Annotated in this window: 10 protein-coding genes; 7 read left to right on the top strand and 3 right to left on the bottom strand. The window is 45.8% G+C overall.

The features are described from left to right. Nucleotides 1-23: 23 nt before the first annotated feature. Genes uxuA through GJU87_RS11285 form a run of 3 tightly spaced genes read right to left on the bottom strand, consistent with a single transcriptional unit; the run spans nucleotide 24 to nucleotide 2755 of the window. Nucleotides 24-1238, bottom strand: a complete 1215-nt coding sequence (uxuA, locus tag GJU87_RS11295) for a mannonate dehydratase (protein ID WP_228491963.1) — start codon at nucleotides 1236-1238, stop codon at nucleotides 24-26. 24 nt (nucleotides 1239-1262) lie between these two features. Further along, entirely contained in the window at nucleotides 1263-2069 is an 807-nt protein-coding gene (locus tag GJU87_RS11290) for an SDR family oxidoreductase (protein ID WP_153639617.1), read from the bottom strand. A 50-nt stretch (nucleotides 2070-2119) separates the two neighbouring features. Next, the gene (locus GJU87_RS11285) at nucleotides 2120-2755 is read right to left on the bottom strand and encodes an NUDIX domain-containing protein (protein WP_153639616.1); all 636 of its coding nucleotides are present in this window, start codon (nucleotides 2753-2755) and stop codon (nucleotides 2120-2122) included. 172 nt (nucleotides 2756-2927) lie between these two features. Between GJU87_RS11285 and GJU87_RS11280 the strand changes: the two genes are divergently transcribed. The 7 genes from GJU87_RS11280 to GJU87_RS11250 all read left to right on the top strand — a co-directional run bounded on the left by GJU87_RS11280 (nucleotide 2928) and on the right by GJU87_RS11250 (nucleotide 16404). After that, nucleotides 2928-3482 carry an RNA polymerase sigma-70 factor gene (locus GJU87_RS11280; RefSeq protein ID WP_153639615.1) on the top strand — a complete coding sequence of 185 codons (555 nt, stop codon included), beginning with the start codon at nucleotides 2928-2930 and terminating at the stop codon, nucleotides 3480-3482. 54 nt (nucleotides 3483-3536) lie between these two features. Continuing rightward, a complete protein-coding gene (locus GJU87_RS11275) occupies nucleotides 3537-4703 on the top strand; it encodes a FecR family protein (protein ID WP_153639614.1) in 1167 nt (388 codons plus the stop codon). A gap of 84 nt (nucleotides 4704-4787) precedes the next feature. Further along, nucleotides 4788-8177 (top strand): TonB-dependent receptor, encoded by a 3390-nt coding sequence (locus GJU87_RS11270; protein ID WP_194831509.1) that lies wholly within the window; start codon nucleotides 4788-4790, stop codon nucleotides 8175-8177. A 12-nt stretch (nucleotides 8178-8189) separates the two neighbouring features. Further along, nucleotides 8190-10139, top strand: a complete 1950-nt coding sequence (locus GJU87_RS11265) for a RagB/SusD family nutrient uptake outer membrane protein (RefSeq protein WP_153639613.1) — start codon at nucleotides 8190-8192, stop codon at nucleotides 10137-10139. Nucleotides 10140-10285: 146 nt separating this feature from the next. Further along, nucleotides 10286-12244 (top strand): sialate O-acetylesterase, encoded by a 1959-nt coding sequence (locus tag GJU87_RS11260; protein ID WP_153639612.1) that lies wholly within the window; start codon nucleotides 10286-10288, stop codon nucleotides 12242-12244. 87 nt (nucleotides 12245-12331) lie between these two features. Continuing rightward, nucleotides 12332-15256 carry a glycosyl hydrolase 115 family protein gene (locus GJU87_RS11255; RefSeq protein ID WP_153639611.1) on the top strand — a complete coding sequence of 975 codons (2925 nt, stop codon included), beginning with the start codon at nucleotides 12332-12334 and terminating at the stop codon, nucleotides 15254-15256. A 59-nt stretch (nucleotides 15257-15315) separates the two neighbouring features. Further along, nucleotides 15316-16404 (top strand): glycoside hydrolase family 43 protein, encoded by a 1089-nt coding sequence (locus tag GJU87_RS11250; RefSeq protein WP_228491962.1) that lies wholly within the window; start codon nucleotides 15316-15318, stop codon nucleotides 16402-16404. Nucleotides 16405-16434 lie beyond the last annotated feature (30 nt).

The following is a 16434-nucleotide window of genomic DNA, read 5'->3' as shown; positions in this document are numbered from 1 at the left end:
TTGCTCGTAAAGGAGTGTGTTCTTTATCCTTGTTGGGATAAAGCATAGTCAATGGCCGTCATGATGCCGTCGAGTTCTGCCAGCCCTTTCAATCTGCCGATGAGTGGATATCCCGGATTGTACTGATGATTGAAATCATCGAGGAGTTTAAGGCCATGGTCCGGTCGCACGGGCATTTTGAAATCAGTGCGACCAGCTTCGATTCTTCGTTTTTGTTCCTGCAATAATGCCTTTACCAACGGAACCATATTCTGTGAACCGGTTAGATGACCGGATTCGTAGAAACTTCCGTCTTCCAGCATTTGCGTGTTCCGCAGGTGTACAAAGTGGATCCGCTCCCGGGTCTTTTCGATGATTTCAAGAAGGTCGTTTTCTTTTCGGGCGGAAAGGGAACCGGCACAAAAAGTGATGCCGTTATTCGGAGATTGATTTGCTTCAAATAACCACTCGTAGTCATCCAATTGCCCGATAATCCGCGGAAGTCCCAGGACAGGGAAAGGAGGGTCATCCGGGTGAATAGCCAGGCGAACGCCCGCTTCCTCGGCAACCGGAATTACATCGTCGAGAAAGGCCTTCAGGTTTTCCCGCAGTTTCGCTTTGTCGATGTCTTTGTAGCGGTCGATAAATTCCAGAAACAACGCTTTCGGATCTGGAACCGAACCATCAATCACTCCGTCGATAAATCCCTGCGTTACCACAATAATATTATAAGCCAGCTCCTCCGCTTCTTCTTCCGTCATCTTATTGAATACCGTTCGGGCCTTGTCAACCAGTTCCCTGGGATAGTCAGCTTCTGCGCCCGGACGTTTCAATATGAAGACATCGAATGCCACGAAGGTGGGGAAGTCGAAATACATCGACTCAGCACCATTGGGAAGCTGGTAATGAAGGTCGGTGCGGGCCCAATCGAGCACCGGCATAAAATTGTAGCAGATGGTATCGATACCGCATTCCCCCAGATTGCGGACCGATTGCTGATAGTTTGCCATCAACCTCGGGCGATCGTCCGATTGGATTTTAATGCCTTCACTTACCGGAAGACTTTCCACCACACTCCATCGCATGCCGTGCGCTTCGATGGCATTCTTCACCTTTAGAATTTCATCTTTGGGCCAAACTTCGCCGTTGGGAATATGGTGAAGAGCTGTTATGACGCCTTCCACTCCAATTTGGGCCAGCTGCTCCAACCTGATGGGATCTTTCTCACCAAACCATCGCCATGTTTTTTCCAGAGCCATATTCTGCCTTTTCTTTTTTATAAGTTAAACTCCGCTGAATGAGCTGAATCCGCCATCGACCGGCAGGATAACTCCGGTAATGAAAGAAGCGGCATCAGAGCATAAAAACTGCACGGCGCCATTCAGTTCCTTGATATCGCCAAAGCGCCCCATCGGGGTTCGTCCGATTACTTTTTTACTGCGCTCGGTATACGAGCTGTCGGGATTGATGAGCACGTTACGGTTCTGGTCGCCGATGAAGAATCCGGGAGCGATGGCATTCACACGGATTTTTTCGCTGAATTTCGTCGCCATTTCCATGGCCATCCACTGTGTGAAAATGTTGATACCCGTTTTAGCTACCGAATATCCGGGTACACGTGTAATGGCAGAGTAGGTGGCCATTGACGAAACAGTGACAATGCTGCCTGATCCTTGCTGCGCCATTGCTTCACCAAAAACCAGGCACGGGTATATGGTTCCATTTAAATTGAGGTCGGTCACTTTCTGAAAGTCCTCAATTTTCATATCAAAAACCGTTTGGTCTTCCGTTAAAGTAGCACCGGGCATATTGCCACCGGCAGCATTGATCAGGATATCTACTTTGCCCCATTTCTTTATAAGAGTTTCACGCGCTTGTCGCAGTTCCTCCATATCGAGTACACTACCCACAATTCCAAAAGCTTTTCCACCCAGTTGCTCCAGTTCCTTCACCCGGTTGTTAATTTGTTCTTCCCGGATATCGAGGATGGCCACTTTCACTCCTGCTTCTATTAAACTGCGGGCTATGCTGCCCCCCAAAACACCGCCACCTCCGGTAACGACTGCAACTTTTCCATTAATATCAAACATGGTACTATTATATTTTGTAATGATTTATGTAATGTTGATGTAATTGATTTTTACTTCTTTTTCATCCGGTATAGGTATGCCGGCCGTTGTTTTCCCCCTTTGGTTTTTTCATTGAGCCGCTCCACCAGTTCCTGTGAAATCACTTTCTTCCTGAAGTTTCGGTTGTCGATCGTTTCATGAAGAAATGTCTGAAACAGATCGTGCATTTGGTTGAGCGGAAACTTCTCCGGCAGGAGATTGATTAGAACTGGCTTTCGCCATATTTCATCTCTTAGCCAGTTCAGTGCTGTTTCGATCATTACATTATGGTCAAAGGGTAATTTTTTAATTCCTTTTACCCGAAACCATTTGACTTTTTTAGCGTGCGCACCTGCTAGTAACTCAAACTGTTCCGGTTTCACCAGGGCACAATACAAAACAGAAATAACCCGGCGATCGGGATATCGGTCTGTATCGCCAAATACGTCTACACGAGATAAAAACAGGTTGGAGATACCAGTTAATTCCTGCAGCAACCTTCTGGAAGCATCATCCATGTTTTCATTGCAGTAAACATAACCGCCAGGAAGCGACCATCGGTCAAATTCAGGTTGCTTATCTCTTTTGATTAGCAGTATTTTAAGCTCTCCATTAGCAAAGCCAAAAATGGCATTGTCGATAGAAATGTTAGGCAAGATTTCGTTCATCAGAAAAAAATATCTACTTTGCGTACAAAGTACGTAAATAAAAATTAATTTTAAGCACCTGTGAGGTTAATTTTATATGGCGGGTTATGTTAAGGATTAATGTTGCAGGGGGCAATGCATGGTGAATTTTATTAAGCAGAAGCCTTTACTAAGTTGACTACATTCCAAATCAATGAAAATTGAAGATAAAATACTGCTTGATGAAATAAGGAAACGTAACAGTAAAGTATTCGAGGTGCTGTTTCGGGATTATTACGTCTCGCTAATCAGGTATGCCGACGGATTTGTTTTTGACAAGACTGTCAGCGATGACATTGTGCAGAATTTCTTCATTTATTTGTGGGAGAACGGAGAGCATCTGGATGTGAAAAGTTCTCTCCGGGCTTACTTCTATCAATCGGTGCGCAACAGGTGTCTGAACTATCTGCGTGATTTGAAAGTGAAAGACAAGCACAATTTGTTGTTTCTGGAGGCCAGTTTAAACAGCGCCGATCCGTCACTCCTGCAGGACCCTGATATTGCAGATCAAATACATCAGGCGCTGGAGTCGCTTCCGAAAGAAATGCGGGACATCTTCACCATGAAATATTTGAAGGGGGCTAAAACAAAAGAAATTGCCAGCCTAAAGAAAATCTCTTCCAACACGGTAAAAACACAGCTTCAGCGAGCGAGAGAAAAACTGAAAAAGAGATTAATGGAAACGACCTCCATCAATTTTTTTCTGTAGTGCTGTCACCCATTTTTTTATTCGTCGTGTCTCAGAAGTAAAGATTTCTTGTCAATGGACAAAAGCGACAACTTGATCGATATCAAAATTATCTGGAAAGCTATTCACAATCAGGCTACCTGGCGGGAAAGAGCAAAGCTTGAAACGTGGTTGCAGGAGGACGAGAAGCATCAGCGTTATTACAATAATCTAAAGGAGTATTACGAACGCGGCTCGACTATCAATCCTTCAAGCGACGAGATTGACGGAGCCTGGAATAATGTGAAGCATCGGATTTCCGGAAAAAAATCGAATACACGGCGCCGGTTGGTTGTCATCACATCGGTGGCTGCTTCACTGCTTGTTGCTCTTACTTTTTTCTATTATACGAAGCCGGGGCAGGAGCAAGTTCACGTGGCAGAAAACGTAAATACGATTCAACCTGGCTGCAAAAAGGCGGTTCTCATTCTCGATAACGGAAAAAGCGTTAACCTGGCAGCAAATGACACTTTCCAGATTAAAGAAGACGGTGCATCGCTTAAAAATTCTGGAAACAAGCTGCAGTACACCGCTGCGTCGAAATCCTCTGAAAAACTGAGCTACAATACACTGAAAGTTCCCAGGGGAGGAGAATATTACCTGGTGTTAGCCGATGGTACCAAAGTCTGGCTGAATTCAGAAAGTACATTACGCTATCCGGTTAAATTTTTGGGAGACGAAAGACGGATTGAATTAACCGGAGAGGCCTATTTTGAAGTGACAAAAAATAGGCACAAACCGTTCCGGGTTGTTTCGGGCAAACAAATCGTCACGGTTCTGGGAACGCATTTTAACATCTCAGCGTACCCGGAAGATTCGGTTACCTGCACCACATTGGTCGAAGGGCACGTGAATGTGCAATTAAAAGATGATCCAAACGTGCAACAATCGCTTGTTCCCAACGAGCAAAGTAGAGTAAGTCGGACGGGCAACCAAATCAAAAAACGGATGGTCGATCCGGCCCGCTATATCGCATGGAAAAACGGGCGATTTATTTTTAAAGATGAACAACTCGATGACATGATGAACACATTATCAAGATGGTATGATGTTCATGTCGTTTTTTCAAATCAACGGGCAAAACAAATTCAATTCACTGGTAATCTGGAACGTTACTCGGATTTTTCAGAGATATTGGATCTGATTGAAAAAACGGACGAAGTCAAATTTTCGATAAAAGACAACCTGGTAACAGTAAAATAAAAAAGCGGGAAATGGTGCGTACACTTCCCGCCAATCACTTTTTGGTGAGCGTTTAAATAGTAATTATCTAAACAATTCAAATCTATGAAAAAAAACCGAAGTATACCTGCTATTCACGGTAGGTTAAGAAGAATCTTGCTCGGTATGGGAATTGCATTTGCATTCCTGCTCCTTGATTTCGGAAATGTAACGGCAAGTGTCTATTCACAAGAGACAAGTGTCCGGGTAAAAGTGGCGAATGCTACAGTTGAGGATGTTCTTAAGAACATTGAAGAACAGACGGAGTTCCGTTTTCTGTATCGCTCTGACTTATTGAGAAATATTCCCGCCCAGAATGTCAATGTAAAAGATGCCAGGGTGGAAGATATTCTTGATAAGGTACTCGTTCCGTACGGTTTCACTTACGAAATCGACGATCGGACAGTAATTATCAAAAAGGCCGATAAACCGGCTGATGTAAAGAAGCCTGCCACACAGCAAAAGCAGGACATTAAAGGAAAGGTGACCGATAAGGAGGGAAAGCCGATTCCGGGCGTTTCCATCGTGGTAAAAGGGACAACCATGGGAACCATTACCGATCCTGACGGAAACTACACATTGTCGATTCCCGAAAAAGCACAAACACTCGTATTTTCATTTGTGGGAATGGAACCACAGGAGGTTGCCATCGACGGCCGTTCGCAGATCGATATTACCATGAAGGATTCAAATGTCGGGCTGAATGAGGTGGTAGTCGTTGGATATGGTACACAGCGGAAAGAAGCGGTAACCGGTTCGGTTGCATCGATAGATGGAAGTAAGATGCGCGAAGTAGCATCTTCCAATATTACACAGGCACTGCAGGGACGTATGCCGGGTGTTCAGATGTCGCAGACATCATCGAAGCCGGGTGCCGATATGCAGATTCGCATCCGCGGTACGCGTTCGCTGACTGCTGATAACAACCCGCTGATCGTACTTGACGGTATTCCGTTTGCTGGTTCGATTAGCGATATCAGTCCCAGTGATATCAAGAGCATCGATATTTTGAAAGATGCGTCGGCAACCGCTATTTATGGTTCACGCGGAGCCAACGGTGTAATATTGATAACCACGAACAAGGGGAGACGAGGGCAAAAAGCACAGATTACCTACAACGGTTACTACGGCTTGAAAAGTGTTTTTGCCAAATATCCGATGATGAATGGTCCAGAGTTGCTTGCTCTTCGTCAGGCTGCCGGTCAGTATTCAAATGGAGAAGATGAATCGAATGATGTAAATACTGATTGGCAAAGCTTGTTATACCGAACAGCTGTGGTAACAAACCACGATGTTGGCCTTTCAGGTGGTACCGACAAGGGGAGCTACAGCTTTGGTGCAGGTTATTACCATGATGAAGCGGTTATACCTACACAACAATACGAGCGTTTCACATTGCGGGGAGCTGTAGATCAATCGGTAGGAAAAAGTTTCCGCTTCGGATTCACGACGAATAATAACTATAACGTAACAGATGGTTCGCAGGTGGGACTTTACGGTGTTTTGAGCATGTCTCCTCTGGCCAGCCCGTATAACCAGGATGGCTCATGGAAAAGAACCGTTAAGATGCCGCTGGACGAAAACTGGGTCTATTCAAAAGCCGTACTCGATAGTCTGAAGAATCAGTGGTTGAGTCAAACGAAAGCTTTTGGATCATACAACTCTTTGTACGGAGAGGTAAAAATCCCGAAAGTCGAGGGCCTGAAGTATCGTGTCAATCTCGGTTTGAACTTCCGTATGAGTAATGGAGGTAGTTACACAGGAGAGGGAATTAACAGCAGCAATGCGACGACTCCTTCAACAGCTTCTGTTAGTAACTCGCTTACTACCAACTGGACAATTGAGAACCTCTTGACTTACGATCGCACTTTTAACGAAAAGCATCATATCAATGTAGTGGGGTTGTACTCTGCAGAGCAAACGAAGTATAATCGGTCGTACATGTTCGCCAAGGACATTCCGTCGGATGCCTTCCAATATTACAATCTGGGGCGGGCACAAGGTGAAATCACTGTTGACCCTAACGAGCAGAAATATGAGAAGAGTGGTCTGATGTCGTGGATGGGGCGTGTAATGTACTCATACGATAATCGTTATATGGTGACGGCAACTGTTCGTTCTGACGCGTCTTCAAGGCTGGCGAAGGGACATCAGTGGCATACTTATCCTGCGGTATCAGTCGGATGGAATATTAAGAACGAATCGTTCATGCAGAATATCAATCAGCTTGATATGTTGAAACTTCGTGTGGGCTATGGACAAACTTCCAATCAGGCTGTTCAACCTTACGCTACGCTTGGGCAATTGAGCACCCGGCCATACAACTTTGGCCCAACCGACTATGCCACCGGCTACTATGTATCGCAACTTCCCAACCCCAATTTAGGCTGGGAGTACTCCGAAACAATGAACTATGGTTTGGATTTTAGCCTCTGGAATGGTCGCTTGTCTGGTACGGTCGAGTACTATGTGACCAATACAAAGGATATATTGCTGAACGTTAATCTGCCCAGCACGTCCGGAGTAAGCAGTTATGTGGGAAATATTGGTCAGACCCAAAATAAAGGTTTGGAGCTTTCACTCAGCGGTAAAATACTGGATAATGTCAATGGCTGGACATGGGAAGCAGGTATCAATTTATCTGCCAATCGAAACAAGTTGGTCGCACTTGCATCCGGACAGGAAAAGGACGAAGCCAACTGGTGGTTCGTCGGGCATCCTATCAACGTGATTTACGATTACCAGAAAATAGGCCTCTGGCAACAGGGAGATCCGTATTTAGATATACTGGAACCGGGAGGAAATGTTGGTATGATTAAAGTGAAATATACCGGTGATTACAATGCTGATGGTACGCCGACAAGGGCAATTGGCCCTGAAGACCGGCAAGTTATGAGTGTTGATCCTGATTTTACCGGAGGTTTCAATACGCGCGTAGCCTACAAAGGGTTCGATCTGACCGGCGTTGGTACGTTTCAGCATGGTGGTATCCTCATTAGTACGCTTTATTCAGCATCAGGCTACCTGAACATGTTGAGCGGAAGAAGGAATAACGTACAAGTGGATTACTGGACGCCGGATAACACGAATGCAGCCTATCCGAAACCGGGTGGTGTAACAAGTGGTGACAACCCCAAATATGGAAGCACGTTGGGATACTTCAACGCGTCGTACCTGAAAATTCGTAGTCTTACACTGGGGTATAATTTTAATCACAATAGTAATTGGTTGAAATACGCCGGTATTAGTAAATTACGGTTCTATGTAACGGTACAGAACCCATTTGTAATGTTCTCGCCATTTCATAAGCTTTCGGGATTGGATCCTGAGACCAACTCATACGGTAACGAAAACGCAGCCGTACCTTATTCTGATAACCTAAAACGTTTATTAACGTTGGGTACAAACACTCCGGCAACACGCAATTATTTGTTCGGCATCAATTTGACATTCTAAAAAAGGACTACAATGAAACGTATACATATAAAAACTTTTATTGGAGCATTCGTGATGTCGTTGTTCCTCGCGTCTTGCTCTAATAATATTCTGGATGAGCAACCGCGCAGTATTTATACACCAGATTTTTTCAAAACCGAGAAAGGTGTTTACGGTGGATTAACTTCTCTGTATGCACACCTGCGCTATATCTACGGAGAAGCATACTACTATAATACCCTGGAAACCGGTACCGACGAAGCAACCTATGCGCAGAGTGCGGACCAGAACTTTAAAGTCATGGACATGACCAGTCAGGGTGATATCACCTCGGCCAGTAGCCGAAGCGACAGGTTATGGGGAGCGGCTTTTTCTGATATCAACACAGCTAGTGGTATCATCGAAAATGCCAGCGCAGTAGGTATCTCAGACGCTTCGATTGCAGAAGCCAGATTTTTCCGTGCGTTTGACTACTTTTTGCTAGTGCAGACTTTTGGCGGAGTCCCTCTGGACCTGGGAGCAGGGGAGCTGAAGTTTAACACATCTCCTGTGAGGGTTTCAACCCGTAACACAGTGCCGGAGGTATATACCAAAGCAATATTCCCCGACTTAATAAAAGCCGTAAACGACCTTCCGGCAGATCCAAGGGTAACAGGTGGTGCCACCCAAACGCTTGCCCGTCTTTATCTGGCTAAAGCTTATCTGACATACGGATGGTGGCTCCAAAACCCTAATAATATTCCTACTTATCCGGCGAGTGACCGTACCGATCCGGATGGACATGATGCACAGTGGTATTTTCAGCAGGCGTATAATGTGGCAACAGCTGCTATAGACGATCCAGGCCCCTTCGGACTGCAGCCCACTTACTATGACGTTAACTGGGCTCCGAATGATCGTAATAATGAAATATTGCTATATGCCGATCACACAGAGACAAGCGAATATTACAACGGAAGTAGTCTTACCTATAGTGGTGCCGGGGACCACGATAACTGTGCCGTTTGGATGATGACGTGGAACTATACGGCGATTCGCAGTAGTTCGTCCAATACAGAATGGTCGGCCATGAGTTCTGTTCAGCGTGAGGCGGAGCAGCACCTGGGACGTCCGTGGACCCGCATGTGTCCTACGATTGGTGTAATCAAAAATACTTTTGCTGATAAAACAAACGATTCACGGTACGACGGTACCTTTACAACGGTTTACCGGGGTAATTGGGATAAAGCTGGTGTTACTGGTCCGGTATATAACGCCAACTATATGCAGGTGCAGCCAGGTGATGCCATATTAACTTTCCTGAATAATGACCCGTCGACGCCTCTTACGTATCCTAGCGGGCAAGGTGATAGCAATATAGGTGCAGCTGAAGTGCCCGGAAGATCCGACTTTGTGATTGCACCGAGTGGAATTAGCCGGATTGTATATCCGGGATTGTGGAAATTGGGTACTTACCGTACTGATAACAATGGAGGTTTAGGACAGCCAAACGCTGCCAGTACTCGTCCCTTTAACATTGCGAAATTTTCGGAGCTTTACTTTATAGCTGCCGAAGCTGCCGTGAAAGGAGCAGCAACAACAGCTGGCAAAAGCGCGCGTGAACTGATTAATGTGATTCGCGCACGTGCCGGAAAATGGCGCTATGACAACAATGGAGATTCCATTAAAGTAGAAGACCATAGTGCTGAGATGGTTGCTGCTACACCGGCGAATATTACAATTGATTACATCCTTGCTGAGCGTTCACGCGAATATTATGGCGAGGGTTATCGGTGGTTCGACTTGGTACGCACACAGAAGTGGGGTGAACTCGCTTCCACTTATCAAATTGGCGGAGCCAATTATGGAGACCATACGCCGCAAACTGTAACACGGAATATTCAACCTTATCTGTATCTGCGTCCTATTCCGCAGAGTCAGATCGATGGACTTGAAATGAGCGAAGCAGATAAAGCAGCCTACCAAAATCCAGGTTATAATTAAATAACAACGGGTTTGTTGTAAGCCAATAAAATAAAGGGAGTTGGATTCATTTCAACTCCCTTTTAAAAAAGTAAAATATTCAAATACGACCGGCTTGATGAGTTGATTGTTGGTATTTTTAGAATGATAAACCAAAAACTGCATCTATGAAACGAAGTAAATTCATCCTTTTATTCATTTTCCTTTTTATTGCCCTTTCGGGAAAAGCAGAAGTAAAATTACCAAAGCTCATTAGCGACGGGATGGTTTTGCAGCGACAGTCCGATGTGAAAATCTGGGGTTGGGCCGGCACCAACGAAAAGATAGCGGTGCAGTTTATCGGGAAAACGTATCAAACAGAAGCAGATGCTTCCGGAAAATGGAATATCGTTTTGCCTCCACTTAAAGCCGGTGGTCCATACGATATGACAATTACAGGTAAAAATACCATTGTCATCAAAAATATTCTGGTTGGCGATGTTTGGCTTTGTTCCGGACAATCAAACATGGAACTTACCATGAAGCGGGTAAGTCCAAGGTATCCGGAAGAAATTAAAAACGCAGGGAACAAGTTCATTCGTTATTTTGCTGTTCCCAAAACTTATAACTTTCAAGGTCCGCAAAGCAAATTAAAATCGGGTACGTGGATATCGCCAGATCCATCTAATATCCTCGGTTTTTCAGCGGTGTCCTACTTCTTTGCAAAAGCACTTTACGATTCGCTTCAGGTGCCTGTGGGGGTTATTAATTCTGCCCTCGGAGGTTCGCCGGTGGAAGCCTGGATTGATATAAAAACGTTAAAGAAGTTTCCTAAGTATTATCATGAAGCACTTCGTTTTCAAAGCCAAAATCTTAGAGATAGTATTGAAAAAGCAGATCAGGAGCGTTCTCATAAGTGGTATAGTGAGTTACAGTCGAAAGATTTAGGATACCGGAATCCCTCACAAACGTGGCGTAATCCCGGTTTGAATACTTCCGGTTGGAAGACGATGAACTTGCCCGGTTATTGGGCGAATACTTCGCTGGGGGAGGTAAACGGAGTCGTTTGGTTCCGCAAAAAGATAGATGTTCCGGCATCAATGGCAAATCAACCGGCTAAACTTCTGATGGGGCGTATTGTGGACGCCGATTCAGTGTTTGTAAACGGGACGTTTGTTGGAACTACCAGCTATCAGTATCCACCGCGCAGATATGAAATACCGGCTCATGTTTTAAAGGCCGGCGAAAACACCATTGTGGCGCGTATTATCAGTAATGCCGGTCGGGGAGGCTTCGTGCCCGATAAACCGTACCAGATATCGAATGGTAAAACGACAATAGACTTAAAAGGGCCCTGGCAGTATCGTCTGGGAGCTAAGATGGCTCCATTGGCTGGTCCGACGTTTATTCGATGGAAACCTACGGGGTTATATAATGCCATGATTGCTCCGCTGGAAAATTATCGCATTAAGGGGGCTGTCTGGTATCAGGGGGAATCCAATGCTGATCGTCCGGTAGAATATCGGTATCTGCTAAAAGATATGATTGCGAGTTGGCGTCATCACTGGAACGAAGGTGATTTCCCGTTTTTAGTTGTACAGCTACCTAATTACATGAAGGCTGTTAGCGAACCTTCGGAGAGCAACTGGGCACTGTTGCGGGAATCGCAGATGAAAGCGCTTAGTTTACCTAATACAGGACTGGCTGTTACCATCGACCTGGGAGAATGGAATGATATTCATCCGCTGGATAAGAAAGATGTGGGTAATCGACTGGTATGGCTCGCTCAGAAAGTCGCCTATGGAAAAACGCATTCAAAGTATTTGAGTCCTTTGTATCAATCGATGAAGGTCGAGGGAAATTGTATCGTCATTACTTTCGCTCAGGTTGGAGATGGCCTGACCGTGAATGGAGGCGGAGAGTTGAGACAGTTCGCTGTTGCTGGAATGGACAAACATTTTGTCTGGGCGAAAGCCAAAATTATCGGTAAGAACAAAGTGGCTGTTTACAGTAACAAAATTGAACATCCGGTTGCGGTACGTTACGACTGGGCTGATAACCCGGAAGGAGTGAACCTGTATACCAAAGAAGGCCTGCCTGCAGCTCCGTTCCGGACAGATTCATGGATGAGTAAGGAAACTAAATAGTATAAATATTGAGGTCGGATATAAACGATTTGATTATCAATGGGATGATATTAGAGGACTAGTGATTCGACTACTGAATATATTATTATGGAGGAAATCAGAAGAACAAAAAAAATATGGAGCGGTAGCCTTTGGGTGTTTTTGTTTACTCTTGGGTTTTTGTTGCAATCGTGTCAGTCGCAGGTTGCCCCGAAAGGGGAAAATCAACCCATTCACAATTACATGAGCACGACTGAAGTTGATAACGGCTTTACGCTTGCGCAGAATGGCAAAACAGCACCTATCGTTATTGGCAGCGGTGATTATAAAGGCGTGAAACTCATTGCGGGCTTTGTTCAGAACGACTTGCAAAAAGTTACGCAGACAAAACCCATGCTGGTAGTCGGAGATATTCCGAAGGCAAAGGAGATTATTCTGGCGGGTACGGTCGGAAAGAGTTCGTTGATTCAGCAACTTATCGATCAGCACAAAATCGATGTTTCCGATATCAAAGGCAAGTGGGAAGCAACTGTCACCCAGGTTGTGGACAATCCTTTCCCGGGGGTTCAGAAGGCGCTGGTCATCGCCGGAAGCGACAAGCGGGGAACCCTTTACGGTTTGTTCGATTTGTCGCGTAACATGGGTGTATCGCCGTGGAATTGGTGGGCTGATGTACCGGTTCCGGTGCGTACAGCACTTTACGTAAAGCAGGGGCGTTATTTGGTGGATTCGCCGAAAGTAAAATACCGGGGAATCTTTCTAAATGACGAAGAGCCGGCATTGGGACGTTGGGCGGTAGCCAATTATGGTGGCTTCAATCACAAGTTCTATGAAAAGGTATTTGAACTACTGCTGCGCCTGCGAGGCAACTACATGTGGCCGGCGATGTGGTGGGCCAGCTTCAATAGTGATGACCCGGAAAACCCGAAACTCGCTGACGAAATGGGAATCGTGATGGGAACCTCGCACCACGAGCCTATGATGCGGGCGCATGCCGAGTGGGCTCCCTACCGCAAAAAGGGCATTCCCTGGGATTATACCAAGAGTAAGGCAGTGCTGGATACCTTCTGGACCAAAGGCATCGAACGGATGGACCATCACGAAAGTATTGTCACGGTTGGAATGCGTGGCGACGGCGATGAAGCAATGGGAGACAAAACCAATATTGCCCTGCTGGAGCGAATTGTAGCTGACCAGCGGAAAATCATAGAGAAAGTGACTGGCAAACCAGCCAAAGATACACCACAGCTGTGGGCACTCTATAAGGAAGTGCAGGATTACTACGATAAGGGCATGCGTGTTCCCGATGATGTGACTTTGTTGTTGTGTGATGATAACTGGGGAAATATTCGCAAGCTTCCCAGATTGGATGCGAAGCCTCGTTCCGGCGGCTATGGTATTTATTACCACTTCGATTATGTGGGCGGACCGCGTAACTACAAATGGCTAAACACCAATCCGCTGCCTCGGGTATGGGAACAGATGCACCTGGCTTATAAACACGGTGTCGATTGCATTTGGTTGGTGAACGTGGGCGATCTCAAACCGATGGAACTGCCCATTTCGTTCTTCCTGGATTATGCATGGGACCCTGATGCCATGCCGAAAGAGAAGTTGCCGGAATATACGACCCAATGGGCTGCTCAGCAATTCGGCACCGAACATGCCAAAGAGATTGGCCGAATGCTTCAGTTGTACGCCAAATACAACGGACGCCGGAAACCGGAATTACTATCTCCCGAAACCTACAGTCTGAACCATTACCAGGAGTATGAACGGGTGGTGAATGAATATAATCAGTTGGCCCGGGAGGCAGAAGAGCTGGGGCGTAAAATGCCTGCAAAATACAAAGATGCTTATTACGAGTTGGTACTGCACCCAATTACAGCATGCGCCAATTTGAATGCCTTGTATTACGCTGCCGCGAAAAACCACCAGGCTTTTGAACGGGAGAGCGCTGTGACCAATGACTGGGGCGATTCCGTCAAGGCGCGTTTTGAGAAGGATTCGCTGATAACGGTTTACTATCATACCAAGCTGGCCGACGGCAAGTGGAATCATATGATGGCTCAGACACACATCGGCTACACGAGTTGGCAGGAACCAAGGTACAACCGTATGCCGAAAGTGGATGAACTCAATCTTCCCGCAGAGGCGAAAATGGGCGTAGCGATACAGGGAACTGACACCTTCAGTACAGAAGGCACCTTCGCAGAGGAGCTTCCGGAGATGGATAGTTTCAACCGGAAGCCGGTTTACGTTGATGTGTTTAACCGTGGGGAAAAGCCATTCAAATACGAGATTACAAATACTCAGCCCTGGTTGAAAGCCGAGCCGGAAAGCGGAACCATCCAAAAAGAGCAACGGATTTGGTTGTCAGTCGACTGGAACAATGTCCCGGAAGGTAAACACGTGGTAGCTGTGGAAATAAAACAAGAAGAAGGGGAAACGGTTACTGTAAACGCGGTTGTTGATCATCCTACTCAGCCTGATGCAAAGACGTTTAACGGGTTTGTAGAAAGTAACGGTTATGTTTCTATGGAGGCCGCACATTATACCCGGAATATTCCGGCTAATGGAATTCAATGGGAAGAAATCCCGGGTTTGGGCCGGACGCTTTCAGCGATGTCTCCTTTCCCGGTAACGGCAAAACCACAGTCTCCCGGACAGGATTGTCCCCACATGGATTACGACATGTACCTGTATCATTCAGGAACCGTAAAAGTCAGCCTGTATCTTTCGCCTACGCTGAATTTCTATAATGATAATGGATTGCAGCTGGCGGTTTCATTTGATGACCAGAAGCCAGTTGTTGTTAACATGAATAAGCATGAAAATCCCCAAACCTGGGGCAGCTGGGTCAGCAATGAAATCAACATGCAGGAAGTCAATTTACCAATAGAAAATCCCGGCAAGCATACGCTGAAGGTCTGGATGGTTGATTCGGCTGTAGTGCTGCAGAAGATTGTTGTAGGCGCCGGAGGCGAGAAAACATCTTATCTGGGACCACCGGAAAGTGCCAGATTAAAATAGGAAAAACAGATATAGCTAAAAGCCAATATGACAATACACCAGAAAAAATAACTAGCAAGATGAAAAAATACTTATTTCAGGGAATCACGTTTGCCATTGTTGCAACATCACTTGTTTTGATGGCGTTCAGCAATGGGCATAAGTCAGAGCAATCTGATAAGAAAGTAAGTGAGGGCGGAACCCGGTATTTGGTGAAAGATATTTATATCGCTGACCCGTCGGCTCATGTTTTTAACGGAAAACTCTATGTCTATCCTTCGCACGATATCGATGCCGGCATTCCGCAAGATGACAACGGCGATCATTTCGCTATGCGCGATTACCATGTGTTCTCAATGGATAACATAGACGGAAAGGTAACCGATCACGGAGTCGTTCTCGATGAAGATGATGTTCCGTGGGTTGGTCGTCAAATGTGGGCTCCTGATGCTGCTGAAAAAGACGGAAAATACTATCTCTACTTTCCTGCCAAAGATAAGACCGACATTTTCCGCATAGGAGTTGCAGTAAGTGACAAACCGGAAGGTCCGTTCAAAGCGGAGGCGAATCCCATCAGAGGTAGTTTCAGCATCGACCCGGCAGTTTTTAAAGATGATGACGGAAAATACTACATGTACTTTGGCGGAATATGGGGTGGACAGCTGCAGCGTTATCGCAACGGAAAGGCCATTGAATGTGGTAAGGAGCCGGCCGATAATGAGCCGGAATTAGGTCCCCAGGTGGCTCGGATGAGCGACAATATGTTGCAGTTTGCCGAAGCGCCGCGAACAATCCAAATTCTGGATAAGAACGGAAAACCACTGTTGGCAGGCGATCATAACCGCCGTTTCTTTGAAGCTTCCTGGATGCACAAATACCACGGAAAATATTACTTCTCTTACTCAACGGGCGATACACACAAATTGTGTTACGCCATTGGCGATAGCCCTTACGGTCCGTTCACTTACCAGGGCGTGATTCTCACACCGGTAGTGGGATGGACAACCCACCATTCGATTGTGAAGTTCCAGGGAAAATGGTATCTGTTCTATCATGACGCCAAACCTTCCGGTGGAAAAACCTGGTTGCGAAGTGTCAAGGTGACCGAGTTGAAATACAATAAAGATGGTTCCATTCAAACCATTGACGGTGGAGGAGCATCGGAATAGTCGTTTTTCATAGGTTAAATAAAAAAGAGA

This window comes from Prolixibacter sp. NT017 (assembly GCF_009617875.1).
Taxonomy (GTDB): Bacteria; Bacteroidota; Bacteroidia; order Bacteroidales; family Prolixibacteraceae; genus Prolixibacter.
The sequence above is the reverse complement of the archived record's forward strand: the minus strand, read 5'-3'. Positions and strand labels throughout refer to the sequence as shown.

What these genes read in the sequence shown, in the direction of transcription:
- uxuA (WP_228491963.1), bottom strand. Translation starts at nt 1,238, where the DNA reads ATGGCTCTGGAAAAAACATGGCGATGGTTTGGTGAGAAAGATCCCATC.
- GJU87_RS11290 (WP_153639617.1), bottom strand. Translation starts at nt 2,069, where the DNA reads ATGTTTGATATTAATGGAAAAGTTGCAGTCGTTACCGGAGGTGGCGGT.
- GJU87_RS11285 (WP_153639616.1), bottom strand. Translation starts at nt 2,755, where the DNA reads ATGAACGAAATCTTGCCTAACATTTCTATCGACAATGCCATTTTTGGC.
- GJU87_RS11280 (WP_153639615.1), top strand. Translation starts at nt 2,928, where the DNA reads ATGAAAATTGAAGATAAAATACTGCTTGATGAAATAAGGAAACGTAAC.
- GJU87_RS11275 (WP_153639614.1), top strand. Translation starts at nt 3,537, where the DNA reads ATGGACAAAAGCGACAACTTGATCGATATCAAAATTATCTGGAAAGCT.
- GJU87_RS11270 (WP_194831509.1), top strand. Translation starts at nt 4,788, where the DNA reads ATGAAAAAAAACCGAAGTATACCTGCTATTCACGGTAGGTTAAGAAGA.
- GJU87_RS11265 (WP_153639613.1), top strand. Translation starts at nt 8,190, where the DNA reads ATGAAACGTATACATATAAAAACTTTTATTGGAGCATTCGTGATGTCG.
- GJU87_RS11260 (WP_153639612.1), top strand. Translation starts at nt 10,286, where the DNA reads ATGAAACGAAGTAAATTCATCCTTTTATTCATTTTCCTTTTTATTGCC.
- GJU87_RS11255 (WP_153639611.1), top strand. Translation starts at nt 12,332, where the DNA reads ATGGAGGAAATCAGAAGAACAAAAAAAATATGGAGCGGTAGCCTTTGG.
- GJU87_RS11250 (WP_228491962.1), top strand. Translation starts at nt 15,316, where the DNA reads ATGAAAAAATACTTATTTCAGGGAATCACGTTTGCCATTGTTGCAACA.